Below are 17,779 nucleotides of genomic sequence, written 5' to 3' on the forward strand. Positions count from 1 at the left end.
GCGGCCGCTTCGAGGGCGTCGACGCTGCCGGACATGATGGTGCGGATGTGGCGGGTGAGGTGCTCGGTCTCGATCGGCTCGGACTTCACCAGGGGCTTCAGCAGGGCGACCCGCGGCTGGCCCGGCATCGGGTGCAGGACGGTGGGGTCGGCGGGTGCCGGGCTCGTGGCGCTCATGGCGCTCATCATCGCATTCGCCTCGCATGATGTAAGTTCCTTTTGGGAACCCACGGGGATCGAGAGAGGAAAACGCCGTGACGCTGGCACGTTGGACCGAGGTCGACGACTACTTCAACGGTCTGCTGGTGGGCCCGGACGAGGCCCTGGACGCGGCCGTGGAGGCCAGTGAGGCGGCGGGACTCCCGGCGATCCAGGTCGCCGCCAACCAGGGCAAGCTGCTGAACCTGCTGGCCAGGCTCCAGGGCGCGCGCACCGTGCTGGAGATCGGCACCCTGGGCGGCTACAGCACCATCTGGCTGGCCCGCGCGCTCCCCGAGGGCGGCAAGGTCGTGACGCTGGAGGCCGATCCGGAGTGCGCCGAGGTGGCGCGCGGGAACATCGAACGGGCGGGGCTCGCGGATGTCGTCGAGATCCGGGTCGGCCGGGCCCTCGACACGCTGCCGGAGCTCGCGGCGGAGGGGTACGGGCCGTTCGACGTCGTGTTCATCGACGCCGACAAGCCGAGCAACCCCGACTACCTGGCCTGGTCCCTGAAGCTGACCCGGCCCGGCAGTCTGATCGTCGCCGACAACGTCGTACGCGACGGAGAGGTGGCCGACGGCGCCAGCGAGGACCCGAAGGTGCAGGGCGTGCGCCGGTTCACCGAACTCGTCGCGGCCGAGCCGACGTTGACCGCGACCGCGCTGCAGACCGTCGGGAGCAAGGGGTACGACGGGCTGATGATGGCGCTGGTCACCGGCTGACATCCGCCGGCCTCGGCCGGGAAGCCCGCGGCGAGTGGTGCCGGGCGGGGCGCCCGCCGGGTGGGGACGCCCCCCCCGTCCGCGCAACGTGACAGGGTGGCCCCCACCTGTCACGTTCGGGCCAGAGGCCCCTCATCCCACCGGCCCGGCGCCCTCCTCCGCGCCGGGCAGCCGCCATGTGTAGGGGGAGAGGTCCCCGCCCCATCGGGACGGGTCTCCCAGCTCGTCGGCGGCGTCCGGGGCTCTCAGGAGGCAGCGGTGGCGCAGGAGTTCGCGTCGTTCGGCCGGAGTCAGCAGTTGCTCCTCGTCGCCGAGATGCGCCGGGTCGTCGATATCCGTGGACCCGGCCACATTGAGCCGCGTGGATGTCGGTGTCCGGTAGTCGAGGCGGAGATCGGTCCTCCACTGCGAGTTGCTTCCCCAGCCGCGGGACAGGTCGACGGTCGGGCGGTACCGGCGCAGGTACGCCCAGTACAGCGGGGAGCAGTCGGCGACGCCGCGCCGGGCGTGGTGAACCCCGGCCCGGACCCGGACCCCGGCCCGGCTGAAGAGCAGTTGTCCGAGCATCAGCCCCGGCCACACCACTTCCAGGATCCGGATGGGCTCGTCCGGATCGTCGCTCTGCTCCACCTCGGTGATCTCGTGATGGAACGGGTCGAAGTCGGTGCCGTCGAACGGGCTCATGCCCAGGGTGGTGAACAACTCCAGGTATTCGGCACGGGAGACCACCGGCCATCCGTCGTACGTGCTGAGCGCATCGGCCCACGGCCGGGTGCCGTCCGGGTCCGGCGCGGGCTGGAAGTGGTGGAGCAGGGCGTCGCTGACGCGGCTGAGGGCGTAGAGCTCGTGGCGGAGGCACAGGTCCTGCCGCTCGGGCACCCCCTCGCCGGTGCGCCAGGCGCCGTCGGCGCAGGCATGCGCGACCGCGTCGCGGTAGCTCCGCCCGGCCTTCGCCAGCCACGGTACGACCACCCGGCCGAAGACGTCCGGCCCTTCGTTGTCGACCAGGGCGTTGAAGAGCTCGCGGGCATCGGTTCCGTCCTCGTACATGCGCAGAGCGTAGGAGCCGGCGATGGGCCGGTCGACGAGTTTTCCCACGCGGCGTCCCGACCGGGGACGCGGGCAGTTGGAAGCGCGCCCCGAACGGGCCGGGCGTCGGCGTGTCCGGGCCGGCCGAAATGGTGGAAAGCCTCCAAGGACTGGTGAGTATTACTGTGTCCGGCGAGGTGACCACCTGTGTTCGTGCGGTCGCAGACTTGCGGGGTGCGGTGCATGCCCTCGCGGTCGCCGCTTCCTCGTCCGTGACGAACCGAAGGACCCGAGCCCGTGAGCGAACGCGTCATCGCCCCCAAGAACCGCGGTTTCCTCTTCCTCGACTCCCACCCGGCCGGCTGCGAGCGCCTGGTGGAGGACATGTGGCAGGCCGTCCCCGCCCCTTCCCGCGTGCCCGACCGGGCACCCGTGGCGCTGGTCATCGGCTCCTCCGCCGGGTACGGGCTGGCCGCGACGATCGCGGGTCTCGCCCGTGCCGGGATCCGCGGGATCGGGGTCTGCTTCGAGAAAGCCCCCGGACGGCGCACGGGTACGGCCGGTTGGTACCGCACGGCCGCGACCGCCGAACTCGCCCGTCGGCACGGTCACGACATGGTGTTCCTCAACGGGGACGCGTTCTCCGACGAGATGAAGAGCCAGGTCGCGCAGGTGCTGGAGGAGCGCTTCGGCGGCCGTCTGGACTACCTGATCTACTCGGTGGCCGCCCCGCGCCGCACCGACCCCGACACCGGGACCACCTACGCGTCCGTCCTCAAGCCCATCGGTGAGGCGTACAGCACCAAGACCCTCGTCTTCGACGACGGGGGCGCCGGCGAGGTGCGGGAGGTCGGGACGCAGCCGGCCGACGGCGACGACATCGAGCAGACCGTCGCCGTCATGGGCGGAACCGACTGGGAACGGTGGATCGACCACCTCGCCGACCGCGGACTGCTCGCCGATGGATTCACCACCGCCGCCCTCTCCTACATCGGCTCCGCCCTGACGGCCGCGATGTACCGGCAGGGCACCATCGGCGCTGCCAAGTCCCACCTCGAACAGACCGCCCGCACCCTCGACGAGCGGCTCGGCAAGCTGGTCGAGGGGCGCGCGGTCACCTCGGTCAACGCGGCTGCCGTCACCCAGTCCTCGACCGCGATCCCCGGCCTCGCCCTGTACGTCGGGCTGCTGCGCGGCGTACTCGGCGATGCCATGGTCCCGCCGATCGGGCAGCTCACCGACCTGTGGGACCAGCTCACCGGGGTCCGCCCGCTCGACCTCGACGACGAAGGGCGGGTGCGCCTGGACACCTGGGAACTCGCCCCCGCCGTCCAGGCGGCCGTCACCGAGCGGTGGCAGGCCGCCACCACCGAGAACATCACCGAACTCGCCGACCTCGACTGGTTCCACGCCGAAGTGCAGCGCCTGTACGGATTCGCCGTGCCCGGCATCGACTACGCCGCGCCGGTCGAGACCGACGTCTCCTGGCCGGACACCACTGCCCCCTGAGACGGTCCGGTCCGGGCTCCGGGGAAAGTCCTTCGACGCGGGCAGCGGATCCTGTCATGATCGGGCGCATGCTTTCGAGTGTGATTGAACCGGTTCGTGTCGGTACGGAACAGCTCCCGGGAGGGCGGCTGTTGGGCTGGGCCGAGTGGGGGCCGGGGGACGGGGTGCCGGTGCTGTTCTCGCCCGGTGCGGCCACCAGCAGGCATCTCGGGTTCGGCGCCGATGTGCTGGACGGGCTCGGGGTGCGGCTGATCTCCGTCGACCGCCCCGGTCTGGGAGTCTCCTCGCCCGTGCCGGGGCGTACGTTCGGTGACTTCGTCGACGACGTCCGCGCGTTCGCCGGCCTGCGCGGCCTGGGGCGGCCCCTGATGGTCGGCAACTCTCAGGGGGCGCCCTTCGCGCTGGCGTGCGCCGCCGCCGGGGCGGTCCGGGCGCTCGCGGTGGTCTCCGGTGCGGACGAGGTCGCCGAGCCGTGCTTCGCCGACGCGCTTCCGGAGGAGTTGCGGCGCCTCGTCGGCCTGGCCGTGGCCGACCCGGCCGCCGCCGAGCAGGTCTTCGCCGGGTTCACCCCGCAGGGGATGTGGGACATGGTCATGTCCAACAGCCCGGAGTGCGACCTCGCCGTGTACCAACAGCCCGCGTTCGCCGCCGCCTACCGCCGGGCCCTCGACGAGGCCTTCGCACAGGGGGCGGCCGGCTACGCCCGGGACACCGTCCTGGCCATGGGGCGCTGGGGGATCGGGCTGTCGGACATCGCCGTACCCGTCGACCTCTGGTACGGGGAGAAGGACACCGGTCACTCGCCCGACCAGGGGGTCCGGCTGGCCTCGCGCATCCCGGGCGCGGTCCGGCATCTGGTGCCGGAGGCCGGCGGGGCGGTGCTCTGGACGCACTCCGAGCAGGTGCTGAGCACGTTGCTGGGGCGTGTCGTGGGCCGTTGAGCTGTTGAAACGTTGAGCCGTTCGGCGTCACAGAAGGGCCCCCGCCTGCACGTCCAGGCGGGGGCCCTCCCTTCATCCGCCTGCCCGGTGAAGGTTGAGAAGACGATCACGAGGCAGGACGTATCTGCGCCTCCCGGTCAGGGGGCGAGCAGCAGCACGTCGGCGCGCTCCTTGGCGGCCGCGTAACGCTTCGCCACGTCCTGCCAGTTGACGACGGCCCACATCGCCTCGATGAAGTCGACCTTCTGGTTCTTGTACTGGAGGTAGAAGGCGTGCTCCCAGGCGTCGAAGACCAGGACCGGGACGGAGCCCTGGCCGACGTTGCCCTGGTGGTCGTAGACCTGCTCGACGATCAGCTTGCCGCTGACCGGCTCGTACGCCAGGACGCCCCAGCCGGAGCCCTGCGTGGTGGCCGCGGCCTTCGTCAGCTGGGCCTTGAAGCCGGCGAAGGAGCCGAACGACTCGGTGATCGCGTCCGCCAGGTCGCCGACACCGTCCGCCGCGAGCGGCTCACCGCCGCCGTCGCCGGTCATGTTGTGCCAGTAGATGGAGTGCAGGATGTGGCCGGAGAGGTGGAACGCGAGGCTCTTCTGGAGTCCGTTGATCGCCCCCCAGGCCTCCTTGTCGCGGGCCTCCGCCAGCTGCTCCAGGGTGTCGTTCGCACCCTTCACATAGGCGGCGTGGTGCTTGTCGTGGTGGAGCTCGATGATCTGCGGATTGATGACCGGTTCGAGCGCCGCGTAGTCGTACGGGAGTTCCGGAAGCGTGTACGTGGCCATGTGGTCGAACCCTCCAGCTGCTGTCCTGTTGTTATTGCAACCTATATGCAAGAGCAGGCTAACAGCAGGAGGGGGCGATAGTGATCAGCCCTTCGACGTAGGACCGGGCGCGCCCTCACGCACGGGCGCGCGTGCGGGCGTCGGCGAGCCGGTCCAGGTGGTCCTCGTACGCCTTCGCGTAGTGCGCCGCCCGCGCCGGGTCCGGTTCGACGACCGAGGTCGGGGCCGTCCACGCGGCCGTGTCCAGCTCCGTGCCGAAGCGCCGGGCCGCCGCGAGCACCGCGCCGCGCGCACCCACCTCGCCCTCCACGATCCGGACCGGCCGGCCCAGCACATCGGCGAACAGCCGCATCCAGGCGGGGGAACGGGTGCCGCCGCCGCACAGGGCGAGGGTGCCGGTGAGGCCCGCGGCCTCCAGGCAGTGCCTCGCGGCGAAGCCGATGCCCTCGCAGACGGCGCGGATCAGATCGGCGGGGGTGGTCTCCAGGGACACGCCGGTGAACTCGGCGCGCAGCCTCGGCTCGACGAACGGGGCGCGTTCGCCGGACGGGGCGAAGTAGGGGAGCACCCGGACCCCGTTCGCGCCGGGCGCGGTGGCGGCGAGCAGTGCGTCGACCTCCGTGTGGCGTACGCCGGTGGTGGTCAGGACCCAGTCCAGGGCCGCGGTGCCGACCATCGCGGGCATGGCGCGCAGCCAGTGGCCGGGGCGGTCGGTGGAGATGTGCAGCCCGGCCGGTTCGCCGTCCAGGTCGAGCCGTTCCGTGGCCACCAGCGCGGCCAGACAGGTGCCGACGATCAGCAGCCCGTCGCCGGGGCGGGTGACGCCCGCGCCGAGCGCGCAGGCCGGCAGGTCGTACGGGCCGTTGGAGATCCGTAACCCGGAGGGGAGTTCGGCGGTGGCGACCGGGTCGCTCACCGGGGCGAGGAGCGGGGCCCGGTGGGCGAGGCCGAGCGCGGCCACGACATCGGAGGCGTACGCACGGGTCATCGGGTCCAGGAACGGCATCGACGCGTCGGAGACATCCGTGGCCCGGACCCCCGTCAGCCGCTGGAACACCATGTCCTTGCAGTACAGGGCGGTCGCCGCGGCGTCGAGCGAGGCGGGTTCGTGCCGGTCGAGCCAGGCCAGCACCGGGCCCGGACAGCCCGGGAACATCGCGCTGCCCGTGCGCCGGTAGACGGTCTCGAAGACGCCGGACGCCAGCCAGGCATCGACCAGTTCATGGGCCCGGCCGTCCATCCAGGAGATCGCCTTGCGGACCGGCCGGCCCGCCGCGTCGACCAGCCAGACGCCGTCGCCCTGTCCGGTGAGTCCGGCGAACGCCACCCCGTCGGAGCCGAGCGCGGCCAGCACCTCGCGGACCGCCCCGTACACCTCGTCCATGTCCTGCTCCACGAACCCGTCGTGGATCGCCAGCCCCACCGGGCGGGACTCGACGGCCAGCGTGCGGCCGAGCGGGTCGAAGGCCGCGGCCTTCACCACGGACGTGCCGACATCGACACCGATGTAGCGCGGCCCGGTTACGCTTCCGGTCATCGTCACGGCTCCTCTCAGAGGGCGTGGGCGAGCGGTTCGCCCCGCACATAGCGCGCCACCTCGGCCGCCGCGATCCGGGCCGCCTTCTGCGCGACGGCCCGGCTGGCCCCCGCCACATGCGGGGTCATCAGCAGATGCGGGGTACGGAAGAGCCGCGAACCGGCCGGGGGCGGCTCCTGCTCGTACGTGTCGAGCGCCGCCGCCCGCAACTGCCCCGAGTCCAGGGCGTCGCACAGCGCTTCCGTGTCCAGCAGCCCGCCCCGGGCCGCGTTCACCAGCACCGCACCGCGCGGCAGCAGCGCCAGCTCACGGGCGCCGATCAGATGCCGGGACTCCGGGGTGAGCCTGGCGTGCAGGGTGAGGACGCGCGAGCGGGCCAGCAGCGCCTCCAGCGAACCGGCCCGCATCCCGAGGACGTCGCCGCGCACATACGGGTCGTACACCTCGACCTCGGCGCCGAACGCGGAGAGCACCCGGGCCACCCGGCTGCCCACCGCGCCGTAGCCGATCAGACCGACCGGGGTGTCCTCCAGCTCCAGGCCGCAGTTCTCGTACGTGTAGTGGGAGGCGTCCCAGCGGCCGTCGACGGCGAGGGAGCGGTGCGCGTCGGGGATGCGGCGCAGCGCGGAGAGGATCAGCCCGACGGTGAACTCGGCGGTCGCCGCCGCATTGCGCCCCGGCGCGAAGCACACCCGTACGCCCCGGGCGCGTGCCGCAGCCGCGTTCACATTGACCGGGCCGCCCCGGCAGACCACGATCAGCCGCAGATCGGGCGCGGCGGCCAGTACCCGTTCCGTGAACGGGCCCATCTGCGTCACGCACACCTCGACCCCGTCCAGGGCGGCGATCAGCGCGTCCTCGGCGTCGCTCGCCTCGTCGACCTCGGCGACCTTGCCGAAGGGTTCCAGGGGCCAGGGCAGGGTGAGTTCGCCGAGCTGCGGCTCCGTGCCGAGCGGGTCGAGCACGTGGTGCAGGGCCTCGGCGAGCAGGGAGTTGCGGACGAAGTGGTCACCGGCGAGCAGAATCCTCGTCGCGGGGCGGACCGTCTCGGGGCGGGTCATCGCAGAGCGTCTCCTGTCTGGGCGTCGAAGACATGGACGTGCCGGGGATCGGCGGTGATGCGTACGGTGTCGTCCCGGTCGAGCCGTACCTCCGGACCGGTCACGACGACCAGCGGCTTCGCCACCCCGTCGAGCGACAGCGTGACGATGCCGGATTCCAGCAGGGGTTCATGGGCGGCGACCCGGGCCCGTGCACCAGTGTCGTCCAGGCGCAGGTCCTCCGGGCGGATGCCGAGCACCACCGCGCGTCCCGCCGCGATCCGGTGCGGCACGGGGACGCGCACGGAGTCCGAGAGGCGCACCCCGCCCGATCCGTCGGCCGTACCCGGCAGCAGATTGACCGCCGGCTCCCCGACGAAGTCGGCGACGAACAGATTCGCCGGGGCGTCGTAGATCTCCTCGGGCGTGCCGAGCTGCTGGATCTCGCCGTCCCGCATCACCGCGATCCGGTCGGCGAGCGACAGCGCCTCCTCCTGGTCGTGCGTGACGAGGATGGTGGTGTGGCCGCTGTCGCGCTGGATGCGTTTCAACTCCCGCCGGGTGGTGTCCCGCTGGGCGGCGTCGAGATGGGAGAGCGGTTCGTCCAGAAGGAGGACGTCGGGGACCCGGATCAGCGCGCGGGCCAGCGCGACCCGCTGCTTCTGGCCGCTGGAGAGCCCGGCCGGACGGGCGTCCAGGAGGTCGGTGATCCCGATGCGCTCGGCCATCCCGGTGACCCGGCGGCGGATCTCGGCCCGGCCGCACCCGCCCCGGGCGGCGAGCCCGAAACCGAGGTTCTCCGCGACCGTCAGCGGCGGATAGAGCGCGTAGTTCTCGAACGCCACCCCGATATTGCGCTGCCGGGCCGGGAGCCGGACCACCGACGAACCGCCGATGAGGATGTCGCCGCCGGTGACCGTCTCCAGGCCGGCGATCATCCGCAGGGTCGTGGACTTGCCGCAGCCGGACGGGCCGAGCAGCCCCAGCAGCTCGCCGGAGCGCAGCTCGACGTCGACGGACCGGACGGCCTCGACGGCCACCCGGCCCCGCCCGGTGTAGGTCTTGCGCAGTGCGCGCAGGGCCAGTTCAGTCATCCGTCATCGCCGCCTCGCCCTCACCCGTCATCGCCGTCCCCCGCTCCGGAGTCCCGGCCGGTGCAGCAGACCTCGTAGGGCACCTTGTGCTCGTCGAGCTCGCGCAGTGCCTGGGGGGACGCCCCGTCGTCGACCAGCAGCAGATCGAAGCGGGACAGCGGGGCGAGACGGTGCAGGGCGACCCGGCCCAGCTTCGAGTGGTCGAGCAGCAGCACATTGCGGCTCGCCGAGTCGAGCATCGCGCGCTTCACGGAGATGATGTGCTGCTCCTGGTGGTAGGCGAAGCCGCCGGACGCGGCGGAGGTGGAGGTGAAGCAGATGTCGACCTGGAGCGACTGCACCGCCTCCACGCACGAGACGCCGAGGAACGAGGAGTGCAGCGGGTCGAAGTCCCCGCCGAGGCCCATCAGATGGATGCCGCGCTCCTGCGACAGCAGGTTGATCGCCTCCAGGAAGTTGGTGACGACGGTCAGCGGGGTGATGGAGCGGAGCCTGCGCGCGATCTCCAGCGTGGACGTCGAGTCGTCGAGCATGACCGCCATGCCCGGCTCTATGAGCTTCAGGGCCCGTTCGGCGACGGCGGCCTTCTCGGCCCGCATCGTCTTCAGCCGGTAGGAGACGTTCGACTCGAAGACGCCGGACGGCTGGGCGGTGACGCCGCCGCGGAACTTGCGGACGATGCCCTGCCGTTCCAGCTCGTCCAGATCGCGGTGGATGGTCATCAGGCTGACGTCGAAACGCTCCGCCAGTTCGGCGGCGCTCACCTCGCCCTGCGCGAGGACGTACTCGGCTATGGATGCCTGGCGCGGGGCGGGACCCCGCTGCGGAACGTTGCTCACGTGCTGATCCTTCGTCCTGGACGTGCCGGCCGGTCGGCCTCGAACAGCAGCAGACTCTCAGGCGGTACGGAGAGCCGGACCGGATGGTCGGGGCTCAGGCCGGCCGCCTCGGCGCGCGGGACGACGAGGGACAGCTGCTGCCCGCCGATCCGGACGGTGACTTCGGTGGCCCGGCCCAGCAGCTCGGTGACATGGACGGCGCCGGTCAGCTCCGGGGCCGGGTCCCCGCCGGTGGTCTCCGCCGGTCCCCGGAGTCCGATGTCCCGCGGCCGTACGCCCAGTTGGACGGCGGTGCCGGGCGGTGCGGGCACCGCCAGCGGCAGCTCGTAGGCCCCGTCGGGCGACCGGAAGTGCCCCTCGGGCGTCACCGTCCCCGGCAGCAGATTGATCCGCGGCCGGCCGAAGGACCGGGCCACGAAGGTGTCGTACGGGCGGTGCCACAGCTCCTCGCGGGTGCCGGTCTGCACCATGCGGCCGTCCCTGATCACCCCGATCCGGTCACCGAGCGCCAGCGCCTCCACCGAGTCGTGGGTGACGTACAGCGTGGTGGTGCGCCGGACCGCGCCGATCGCCCGCAGCTCCGCGCGCATCGCCTGCCGCAGCTTCGCGTCGAGGTGCGACAGCGGCTCGTCGAGCAGGAACGCCCTGGCCGGCCGTACCAGTACCCGGCCGAGCGCCACCCGCTGCCGCTGGCCGTTGGAGAGCCGTCCCACCTGGCGGTCCAGCAGGGTTCCGATGCCCAGGAGTTCGGCGATCTCCCCGATCCGCTCGCGCGCCTCGTTCGCGGGGAGGCGGTGGCGCGGCGAGCGGAGCGGGGAAGCGAGATTGTCGTACGCGGTGCGGTGCGGGTAGAGCGCGTACGACTCGAAGCACATGGCCACGCCCCGGTCGTAGGGCTCCACGCCCGCCATGTCCGCCCCGCCCAGCTCGACCGTCCCGGCCTGCGGCTGCTCCAGGCCCGCGATCGTCTTGAGCGTGGTCGTCTTCCCGGCGCCGGACGGGCCGAGCAGACAGAAGAACTCGCCCTCCGCCACCTCCAGGTCCAGGCCGTCGAGCGCGGTGTTCTTCCCGTACCGCTTACGGATACCGCGCAGCGCGATGGCTGCCGGGCCGGTCATGACTTCACCGCCCCGAACGACAGTCCGCGCACCAGATACCGCTGGATGGTGAGCGCCAGCAGCAGCGGCGGGACCACCGAGACCAGGGCCGCCGCGGCCGTCAGGTTGTACTTGGGCCGGTCGCCGCCGAGGAAGGACAGCGCGCCGACCGTCACCGTCTGCGCGTTCGACGAGGTGAGGATCAGCGGGAAGACGAAGTTGTTCCACGCGAAGATGAACGCCAGCAGCGAGACGGCCGCGATCCCCGGCTTCACCAGCGGCAGCGCGACCTTGAAGAACGCCTGCTTGCGGGTGTAGCCGTCCAGCAGCGCCGCCTGCTCCAGCTCGGGGGAGAGGTCGGAGAAGTACGACCGCATGATCCAGACGATCAGCGGGAGCGTCACCAGTTGCAGCACCCACACCATGCCGACATAGGTGTCGAAGAGCCCGAGCTGCTGGTAGAGCACGAACAGCGGGATGATCACGGTGAGTTCGGGTGCGAAGCGGAACGAGAGCAGGGTGAACATCAGGTTCTCCGAGCCGCGGAACCGCCACCGCGCGGCGGCGTACGCGGCAGGCAGCCCGATCACCAGCGACAGCGCGACGGCGCCCAGCGACACGACGAGGCTGTTCACGAAGAACCGGAGGAACGGCACGCCCTGGTCGTCCCCGGCGCCCAGCACCGTGCGGTACGAGTCGAGGGTCGGGGTGAACGAGAAGTACGTGCTGAACAGCTCGTTCGTCGGCTTCAGCGACAGGACCACCATCCAGGCGACCGGGAACAGCGCGAAGACGAAGTAGGCGATCAGCGCCAGGTCGGCGACGACGGAGAGCAGCCCGCGCTTCATCGCTCCACCTCCGCGGCCCGGTTCTGGATCCGGCCCAGATAGCGCACCAGCACCATCGTGACCAGGTAGACCACGGCCCACAGCACGATCATGTAGCTGATCCCGAACGAGTAGCGCTGGAAGCGGATCGCCTCCAGATAGGCGCGGATCTGGAGCACCATCGTCGAGTCGCCGGGGCCGCCCTCGGTCAGCGCGTAGATGATGTCGAAGACCTTCAGCGAGTCCATGAACCGGAAGATCACGGCGACCAGGACGTACGGCCAGAGCATCGGCAGCATCAGGCGCCGGAAGGTGAACCACCAGCCCGCCCCGTCTACCGCCGCCGCCTCGAACGGCGAGGCGGGCAGCGAGCGCAGACCGGCCAGCGCGAGGATCGCGACGAACGGTGTGTAGACCCACACGTCCACGGCGATCGACGAGAGCAGCGCGCCCGTCGGGGTGTCCGTCCACTGCACCCCGCCGAGGCCGAGCGGCTCCAGGAGGTGGTTGATGACGCCGACCGAGGGCTGGAGCATCAGCTTCCACATGATCGCGGCGATCACCGGCGCGATCATCAGCGGCAGGATCAGGACCTTCTCCAGCACCCGCCCGACGAGGCTCGACCGGTGCAGCAGCAGCGCCACGGCCACTCCGAGCACCGTCTCGACGGCCGCCGCGCCGACCGCGTACGCCACCGTCACCCGCGCCGAGTCCCAGAACGCGGGCTGGGTGAAGATCCGCCGGTAGTTCCCGAGGCCCACCAGGTCGGGCTGTGGCTTGCTCGCCGCGAAGTCGAACACCGTGTAGTAGAGGCCGAGCCCGAACGGGTAGAGGATGCCGCCGGTCAGCAGCAGCGCGGGCACGATCAGCAGATACGGCCGCAGCGAGCGGCGCCAGGCCGGCACCGCCCGCACCGCACGCTTCCCGGTCCCCGCGCCGGAGGCCGCCCCGTGGTCGGCCACCGGCACGGGGGCCGCGCGTCCCGGCACCGGTCAGCCGACCTTCGACGCCAGATCGCCGGCCAGGCCGTTCAGCACGGACGAGGCGTTCTTCCCGCCGTAGATCTCCTGGAGCGCGGCGGCCCAGCTGGTCGTCGCGTCGAAGAACTGCTCCTGCGGGGTGAACTGGATCCGCGTCTCGTCGACGACCGTCTCGAAGGTCTCGATGAAGCCGGGGACGGCCCGCATCTTGTCCTTGTACGCGGCGTCCTGGCCGACCGACTTCCGTACCGGGTCGATGTGGTTGTGCTCGATCGCGCCCTTGCGCAGATGCTCCTTGCCGGTCGCCCACTGGAGGAACAGCCAGGCGGCGGACTTGTTGCGGCTCCTGGCGTTCATGCCGAGCGACCAGATCCACATGTTCGTGGCGAGCGAGCCGCCGGGGCCCTTCGGCCCGGGGTGGAAGGCGATCTTCCCGGAGGCGGGGGAGGCCCCCTTCACCGCCTGGAAGTAGGCGGCGGTGTCCGCGTCGAAGAGCATCCCCGCCTTCTTCGCCCCGAGGTCGCTGGAGCACTGGTACCAGGTGTACGAGGTCCAGGACGGCGGCCCGCCCTTCCTGACCATCTCCGCCCAGTCCCGGGTGAACGCGATTGCCTCCGGGGAGTTCATCGCGGGCTTCACCTTCCCGCCCTCGACGGTGAAGTCCTTCAGGCCGTTGCGGGCGTACATCGTCATGAAGCCGGGATGGATCGTCGCCCAGCTGCGCGAGCCGCGCACCGCGACCCCGTACATCCCGTCGAAGCCCGCCCCCGGCGCCCGGCGGGTGATCGCCCCGGCGACCTCGCGCAGCTCGTCGAAGGTCTCGGCGGGCTTCAGGCCGAGCTTCTTGAACACCTCGGTGTTGTACGCGACGACATTGGTCTCCCAGCCCCACGGCAGCGCGTACTGCCCGCCCCGCCCGAGCGGCGCGCCCGCCTTCAGCGACCACTGGTCGGCCGAGAGGAGGTTGGGGAAGAAGTCCTCCTGGTCCCATTCGGCCCCGGTGGCCGAGGAATTGCGCATCCACGGACCGAGGTCCTCCAGCCACCCCGGCGGTCCGTACTGCCACACCATGTACGCGCCGAGCATGAACACGTCGTAGGAGGCGCGTCCGCTGGAGAGGTCGACGGTGAGCTTGTCGAAGTAGTTGTCCTCCGGGAAGACGTCGTACTCGACCTCGATCCCGGTCTTCTCGGTGAACGCCTTCAGATCGGCGATCAGCGCATCGGTGTACGGATGCTTGTTGAGCAGCGCCTTGACGGTCCTGCCCTTGGCCCGCTTCCAGTCGAAGGAGCCGGTGATGTCGTCGGCCGCGGAGCCGTCGCTCCTGGCCCTGCCGTCGCCGAAGCCCGCGCCGCAGGCGGTCAGCAGCGGGGCGGCGGACGCGGCCGTGGCCGCGCCGATGGCGAGGAACCGTCGCCGGTCGTGCGCGTGCATGTCCATCCGTGACCTCCACGGTCCGGCCGGAGATGGGTGGGGGGCCCGTTCACACGTTGAATCGACTGGTTAACAGAGCTTGGAACAACGGAAGTTGGCCGTCAATCCCTCGCGCAACGGAAATTCTCGGTGCAGAGTGAGAAGTTCACAGAGGGGACCGATATGTGGATGGGCATCGATCTCGGCACGCAGAGCGTCCGGGCGGTGGTGGCAGGAGACCGCGGTGAGATCCTTGGCAGCGGCTCGGCCCCGCTCACGGGCAGACGTGACGGCGTACGGCATGAGCAGCGGCCCCTCGACTGGTGGACGGCCGTGTGCGCGGCGGCCCGTCAGGCGCTGCGCGACTGCCCCGCTCCACGTGCGCTCGCCGTCTGCGCCACCTCGGGCACCGTGCTGCTCGCCGACCGGGAGGGCCGGCCGCTGACTCCCGGGGTGATGTACGACGACGGGCGGGCCGTCGCGGAGGCGGCCAGGGCCAAGGCCCCGCCGAGCTGGGCCCTGCCCAAGGTGATGTGGCTGCTGCGGGAGTACGGGGGAGGGGCGGACGGTGCCGTACGGGTCATGCACCAGGCCGATCTGGTCCTGGCGCGGCTCGCCGGAACGCCGCTGCCCACCGATTCCAGCCACGCCCTGAAGACCGGCTACGACCTGGAACGGGACGACTGGCCGCGGCGGAGATTCGGCAAGCTGGGCCTGCCCGACGGGCTGTTCCCGGACGTGGTGCGGCCGGGCACGAGGATCGGTGAGGTGGGGCGGGCGGCGGCCGAGGAGACCGGGATTCCGGCGGGCACGCCCCTCGTGGCCGGGATGACGGACGGGTGCGCGGCGCAGCTCGCCTCCGGTTCGCTCACCGTCGGCTCCTGGAACTCGGTGCTCGGCACGACGCTGGTCCTCAAGGGAGTCACCTCGTCACCGGTCGAGGACCGGGCCGGGGTCGTCTACAACCACCGCGCGCCGGACGGGAGCTGGCTGCCGGGCGGCGCCTCGGGGGTCGGCGGCGGGGTGCTGACGGCCGCCTTCCCGGCCGTGGACCCGGTCCGCATGGACGCGCTGGCCCGCGACCACGAACCGGCGCGGGTGGTGGCGTATCCGCTGGTGGCGAGGGGGGAGCGCTTCCCGTTCGTCGCGCCGGAGGCCACCGGGTTCCTGCTCGGCGAGCCCGCCTCCGACGCCGAACACTGGCTGGCCCTGCTGACCGGGGTGGGCCTGGTCGAACGGCTCTGCCTCGACTACCTCGACCTGCTCGGCGCCCAGCAGTACGACCGGCTCACCTTCACCGGCGGCGCGGCCCGCAGCGGCTACTGGAGCCGGCTGCGCGCCGACATCCTGGGCCGGTCCGTGTGCATCCCGCAGTACAGCGAACCCGCACTCGGCATGGCGATCCTCGCCGCGTACGGGGCGGGGACCGGGACCAGCCTGATCAGGACAGCGGGTGCGATGGTGCGGCTGCGCCACGTGCTGCACCCGCACCCGGTGCGCACGGCGTGGTACACCGAGCCCTACCTCACCCTGGTGGACGAACTGGAGCGACGCGGCTGGCTCCCCGGCCCGGTCGCCGCCCACGCCCGCACCCGAACGGAGCAGCCGTGACCGCCCGCGACCATCGGAACCCGAACGGAGCAGCCATGACCGCCCGTATCCGAACGGAGCAGCCATGACCAGGAGCCCGGCCACCCTGCTGCTCGCCCGCCACGGTCAGACCGTCTGGCACGCGGAGAACCGCTACGCCGGGGTCAGCGACATCGCCCTGACCGACGAGGGCCGCCGCCAGGCCCGGCAGCTGGGCGAGTGGGCCGCCCGGAGCGAGGTCGACGCGATCTGGACCTCCACGGTCAGCCGCGCGATCGAGACCGCACGGCCCGCGTGCGAGGCGCTCGGCCTCGCCCCCCGGCGCGAGCACGAGCTGCGCGAATGCGACTTCGGCGAGGTGGAGGGGCGCACCCTGGCGGAGTTCGCGGCCGAGCACCCGGAGCGGGCCCGGGAGTACCGCGCCGACCCGGTGGCCCACCCCTTTCCCGGGGCCGAGGACCCGCGGGCCGCGGCGGCCCGGGGGACGGCGGCGCTGCGCCGGATCGCGGACGGGCACCCGGGGCAGCGGGTGCTCGTCGTCGCGCACAACACCCTGCTGCGGCTGGTGCTGTGCGAACTGCTGTCGATTCCGCTGGGCGCCTACCGCCGGGTCTTCCCGCGGCTGCGGAACACGGCGGTGAGCGAGGTGCGGATCGGGGCGCAGGGCGGTGCGCTGCTCTCCCTCAACGTGCCCTGCGCACCGGACGGCCCCGGCGCACAAGGCGTACCTGACGTGCCGCGCGTACCGGGCGTCAGACCTTGACGGCCGCCGCCCGCCGCTGCCGTACGAGACCGATGACGCTCAGCACGAGGGTCAGCGCGCCGGACGCCACCAGCTGGTCACGGGTGCCCGGCTGGCGCAGCATCAGGACGAAGACGCCGGCCATCGCCAGGAGCGCCAGTACCGTCAGGACCGGGAAGAGCCACATCCGTACGACGAGCTTCTCCGGGGCCTCGCGCTCCAGCCGGTCGCGCAGGATCAGCTGGGAGACGGCGATGAAGATCCAGACGACCAGGATCACCGCGCCGATCATGTTGAGCAGCCACGGGAAGACGTCGTCGGGACGCCAGTAGCTGAGCAGCACGCACAGGAAGCCGAACACGGACGAGACCAGCACCGCGGTGCGCGGAACACCCGAGGAGACCTTGCCGAGCCGCTTGGGGCCCTGGCCCCGGGCGACCAGCGAGCAGGCCATCCGCGAGGCGCCGTAGATGTTGGCGTTCATCGCGGAGAGCAGGGCGACCAGGATGACCACGTTCATGATCTCGGCCGCGCCGCTGATGCCGAGGTGGTCCAGGGCGGCGTAGAACGGACCGACCTTCACGACCTTCGGGTCGTCCCACGGGACGAGCGTGACGACGACCGCCATCGATCCGACGTAGAAGAGCGCGATCCGCCACATCGCCGTCCGCACGGCCTTGGCGACACCCCGCACCGGGTCCTCGGACTCCGCCGCGGCGATGGTGACGGTCTCCAGACCGCCGTACGCGAAGACGGAGGCGAGCAGTCCGATCACCAGTCCCTCGGCGCCGTTCGGCATGAAACCGCCCTCGCCGCTGAGGTTGGCGGTGCCGGGGGCGTCCGTACCGGGCAGCACGCCCAGGACCGCCAGCACGCCCAGGACCAGGAAGAGCGTGATCGCCACGACCTTGAGGGTGGCGAACCAGAACTCGAACTCGCCGAACTTCGTCACCGAGGCCAGGTTGGTGCCCAGGAAGACCACCATGAACAGCGCGACCCAGGCCCACTCCGGGGTACCGGGCAGCCAGCCGGTGACGATCTTCGCGGCGCCGATGCCCTCCAGGCCGACGGCGACACAGAGCAGCACCCAGAACGCCCAGCCCGCGGTGAACCCCGCCCATGGCCCGATCGCCCGCTCCGCGTGGACGGAGAAGGAACCGGAGGCCGGGTTCGCGGCCGACATCTCACCGAGCATCCGCATCACGAGCATCACCAGCAGCCCGGAAACGGCGTACGCGATGATGATCGACGGTCCCGCGGCGGCTATGCCCGCGCCCGAGCCGACGAAGAGTCCGGCGCCGATGACACCGCCGAGGGCGATCATCGACAGATGGCGCTGCTTGAGCCCGTGGGTGAGAGCCGAATCGGCCCCGGTGTCGGAGACGGCGACCGGGGAGCCGGTGGGGGGAGACGCGGATTTCCGAGACATGGACAAGCTCT

Annotated in this window: 16 protein-coding genes and 1 pseudogene; 5 read left to right on the forward strand and 12 right to left on the reverse strand. The window is 71.5% G+C overall.

The window, feature by feature from the left end; all coding sequences use genetic code 11:
- Positions 1-68: 68 nt before the first annotated feature.
- Positions 69-176: pseudogene (locus ACFV8T_RS04435) on the reverse strand (antibiotic acetyltransferase); the annotation flags it as partial.
- Positions 177-253: 77 nt separating this feature from the next.
- Here ACFV8T_RS04435 and ACFV8T_RS04440 point away from each other — a divergent pair.
- Positions 254-922 carry an O-methyltransferase gene (locus ACFV8T_RS04440; protein WP_385324419.1) on the forward strand — a complete coding sequence of 223 codons (669 nt, stop codon included), beginning with the start codon at positions 254-256 and terminating at the stop codon, positions 920-922.
- Between the two features lie 132 nt (positions 923-1,054).
- Here ACFV8T_RS04440 and ACFV8T_RS04445 read toward each other — a convergent pair whose 3' ends face one another.
- Positions 1,055-2,020, reverse strand: coding sequence for a hypothetical protein (locus ACFV8T_RS04445; protein WP_385324422.1), 966 nt, complete (start codon positions 2,018-2,020; stop codon positions 1,055-1,057).
- A 228-nt stretch (positions 2,021-2,248) separates the two neighbouring features.
- On the opposite strand from ACFV8T_RS04445, the gene fabV reads away from it, so the two are divergent.
- Both fabV and ACFV8T_RS04455 read left to right on the forward strand, forming a co-directional pair.
- The gene (gene fabV, locus ACFV8T_RS04450; RefSeq protein WP_385324424.1) at positions 2,249-3,460 is read left to right on the forward strand and encodes an enoyl-[acyl-carrier-protein] reductase FabV; all 1,212 of its coding nucleotides are present in this window, start codon (positions 2,249-2,251) and stop codon (positions 3,458-3,460) included.
- A 68-nt stretch (positions 3,461-3,528) separates the two neighbouring features.
- Positions 3,529-4,401 (forward strand): alpha/beta fold hydrolase, encoded by an 873-nt coding sequence (locus tag ACFV8T_RS04455; RefSeq protein ID WP_385324427.1) that lies wholly within the window; start codon positions 3,529-3,531, stop codon positions 4,399-4,401.
- Positions 4,402-4,538: 137 nt separating this feature from the next.
- Here ACFV8T_RS04455 and ACFV8T_RS04460 read toward each other — a convergent pair whose 3' ends face one another.
- The 9 genes from ACFV8T_RS04460 to ACFV8T_RS04500 all read right to left on the reverse strand — a co-directional run bounded on the left by ACFV8T_RS04460 (position 4,539) and on the right by ACFV8T_RS04500 (position 14,034).
- Positions 4,539-5,180, reverse strand: a complete 642-nt coding sequence (locus ACFV8T_RS04460) for a superoxide dismutase (protein ID WP_093542517.1) — start codon at positions 5,178-5,180, stop codon at positions 4,539-4,541.
- Between the two features lie 115 nt (positions 5,181-5,295).
- Positions 5,296-6,717: an FGGY family carbohydrate kinase gene (locus ACFV8T_RS04465; RefSeq protein ID WP_385324430.1), complete on the reverse strand. Its 1,422-nt coding sequence runs from the start codon at positions 6,715-6,717 to the stop codon at positions 5,296-5,298.
- Positions 6,718-6,731: 14 nt separating this feature from the next.
- Positions 6,732-7,778 carry an NAD(P)-dependent oxidoreductase gene (locus ACFV8T_RS04470; RefSeq protein ID WP_385324433.1) on the reverse strand — a complete coding sequence of 349 codons (1,047 nt, stop codon included), beginning with the start codon at positions 7,776-7,778 and terminating at the stop codon, positions 6,732-6,734.
- Positions 7,775-8,851 carry an ABC transporter ATP-binding protein gene (locus tag ACFV8T_RS04475; RefSeq protein ID WP_385324435.1) on the reverse strand — a complete coding sequence of 359 codons (1,077 nt, stop codon included), beginning with the start codon at positions 8,849-8,851 and terminating at the stop codon, positions 7,775-7,777. The genes ACFV8T_RS04470 and ACFV8T_RS04475 overlap by 4 nt, the downstream gene beginning before the upstream one ends.
- A 20-nt stretch (positions 8,852-8,871) precedes the next feature.
- Positions 8,872-9,690: a DeoR/GlpR family DNA-binding transcription regulator gene (locus ACFV8T_RS04480; RefSeq protein ID WP_385324437.1), complete on the reverse strand. Its 819-nt coding sequence runs from the start codon at positions 9,688-9,690 to the stop codon at positions 8,872-8,874.
- A complete protein-coding gene (locus ACFV8T_RS04485; RefSeq protein ID WP_385324440.1) occupies positions 9,687-10,808 on the reverse strand; it encodes an ABC transporter ATP-binding protein in 1,122 nt (373 codons plus the stop codon). Before ACFV8T_RS04485 ends, ACFV8T_RS04480 begins: the two co-directional genes overlap by 4 nt.
- Positions 10,805-11,635 (reverse strand): carbohydrate ABC transporter permease, encoded by an 831-nt coding sequence (locus ACFV8T_RS04490; protein ID WP_385324442.1) that lies wholly within the window; start codon positions 11,633-11,635, stop codon positions 10,805-10,807. Before ACFV8T_RS04490 ends, ACFV8T_RS04485 begins: the two co-directional genes overlap by 4 nt.
- Positions 11,632-12,603 (reverse strand): carbohydrate ABC transporter permease, encoded by a 972-nt coding sequence (locus ACFV8T_RS04495; protein WP_385324445.1) that lies wholly within the window; start codon positions 12,601-12,603, stop codon positions 11,632-11,634. Before ACFV8T_RS04495 ends, ACFV8T_RS04490 begins: the two co-directional genes overlap by 4 nt.
- 3 nt (positions 12,604-12,606) lie before the next feature.
- Positions 12,607-14,034 carry an ABC transporter substrate-binding protein gene (locus tag ACFV8T_RS04500; protein ID WP_385324447.1) on the reverse strand — a complete coding sequence of 476 codons (1,428 nt, stop codon included), beginning with the start codon at positions 14,032-14,034 and terminating at the stop codon, positions 12,607-12,609.
- A 156-nt stretch (positions 14,035-14,190) separates the two neighbouring features.
- Here ACFV8T_RS04500 and ACFV8T_RS04505 point away from each other — a divergent pair, with 156 nt between their 5' ends.
- Both ACFV8T_RS04505 and ACFV8T_RS04510 read left to right on the forward strand, forming a co-directional pair.
- Positions 14,191-15,618: an FGGY-family carbohydrate kinase gene (locus tag ACFV8T_RS04505; RefSeq protein ID WP_385324772.1), complete on the forward strand. Its 1,428-nt coding sequence runs from the start codon at positions 14,191-14,193 to the stop codon at positions 15,616-15,618.
- Positions 15,619-15,682: 64 nt separating this feature from the next.
- Entirely contained in the window at positions 15,683-16,360 is a 678-nt protein-coding gene (locus ACFV8T_RS04510) for a histidine phosphatase family protein (RefSeq protein WP_385324449.1), read from the forward strand.
- On the opposite strand, the gene ACFV8T_RS04515 is transcribed toward ACFV8T_RS04510, so the two are convergent.
- Positions 16,350-17,768: an amino acid permease gene (locus ACFV8T_RS04515; protein ID WP_385324452.1), complete on the reverse strand. Its 1,419-nt coding sequence runs from the start codon at positions 17,766-17,768 to the stop codon at positions 16,350-16,352. The genes ACFV8T_RS04510 and ACFV8T_RS04515 overlap by 11 nt on opposite strands.
- Positions 17,769-17,779 lie beyond the last annotated feature (11 nt).

Origin of the sequence: Streptomyces sp. NPDC059832, assembly GCF_042731715.1 — a bacterium.
GTDB lineage: Bacteria > Actinomycetota > Actinomycetes > Streptomycetales > Streptomycetaceae > Streptomyces.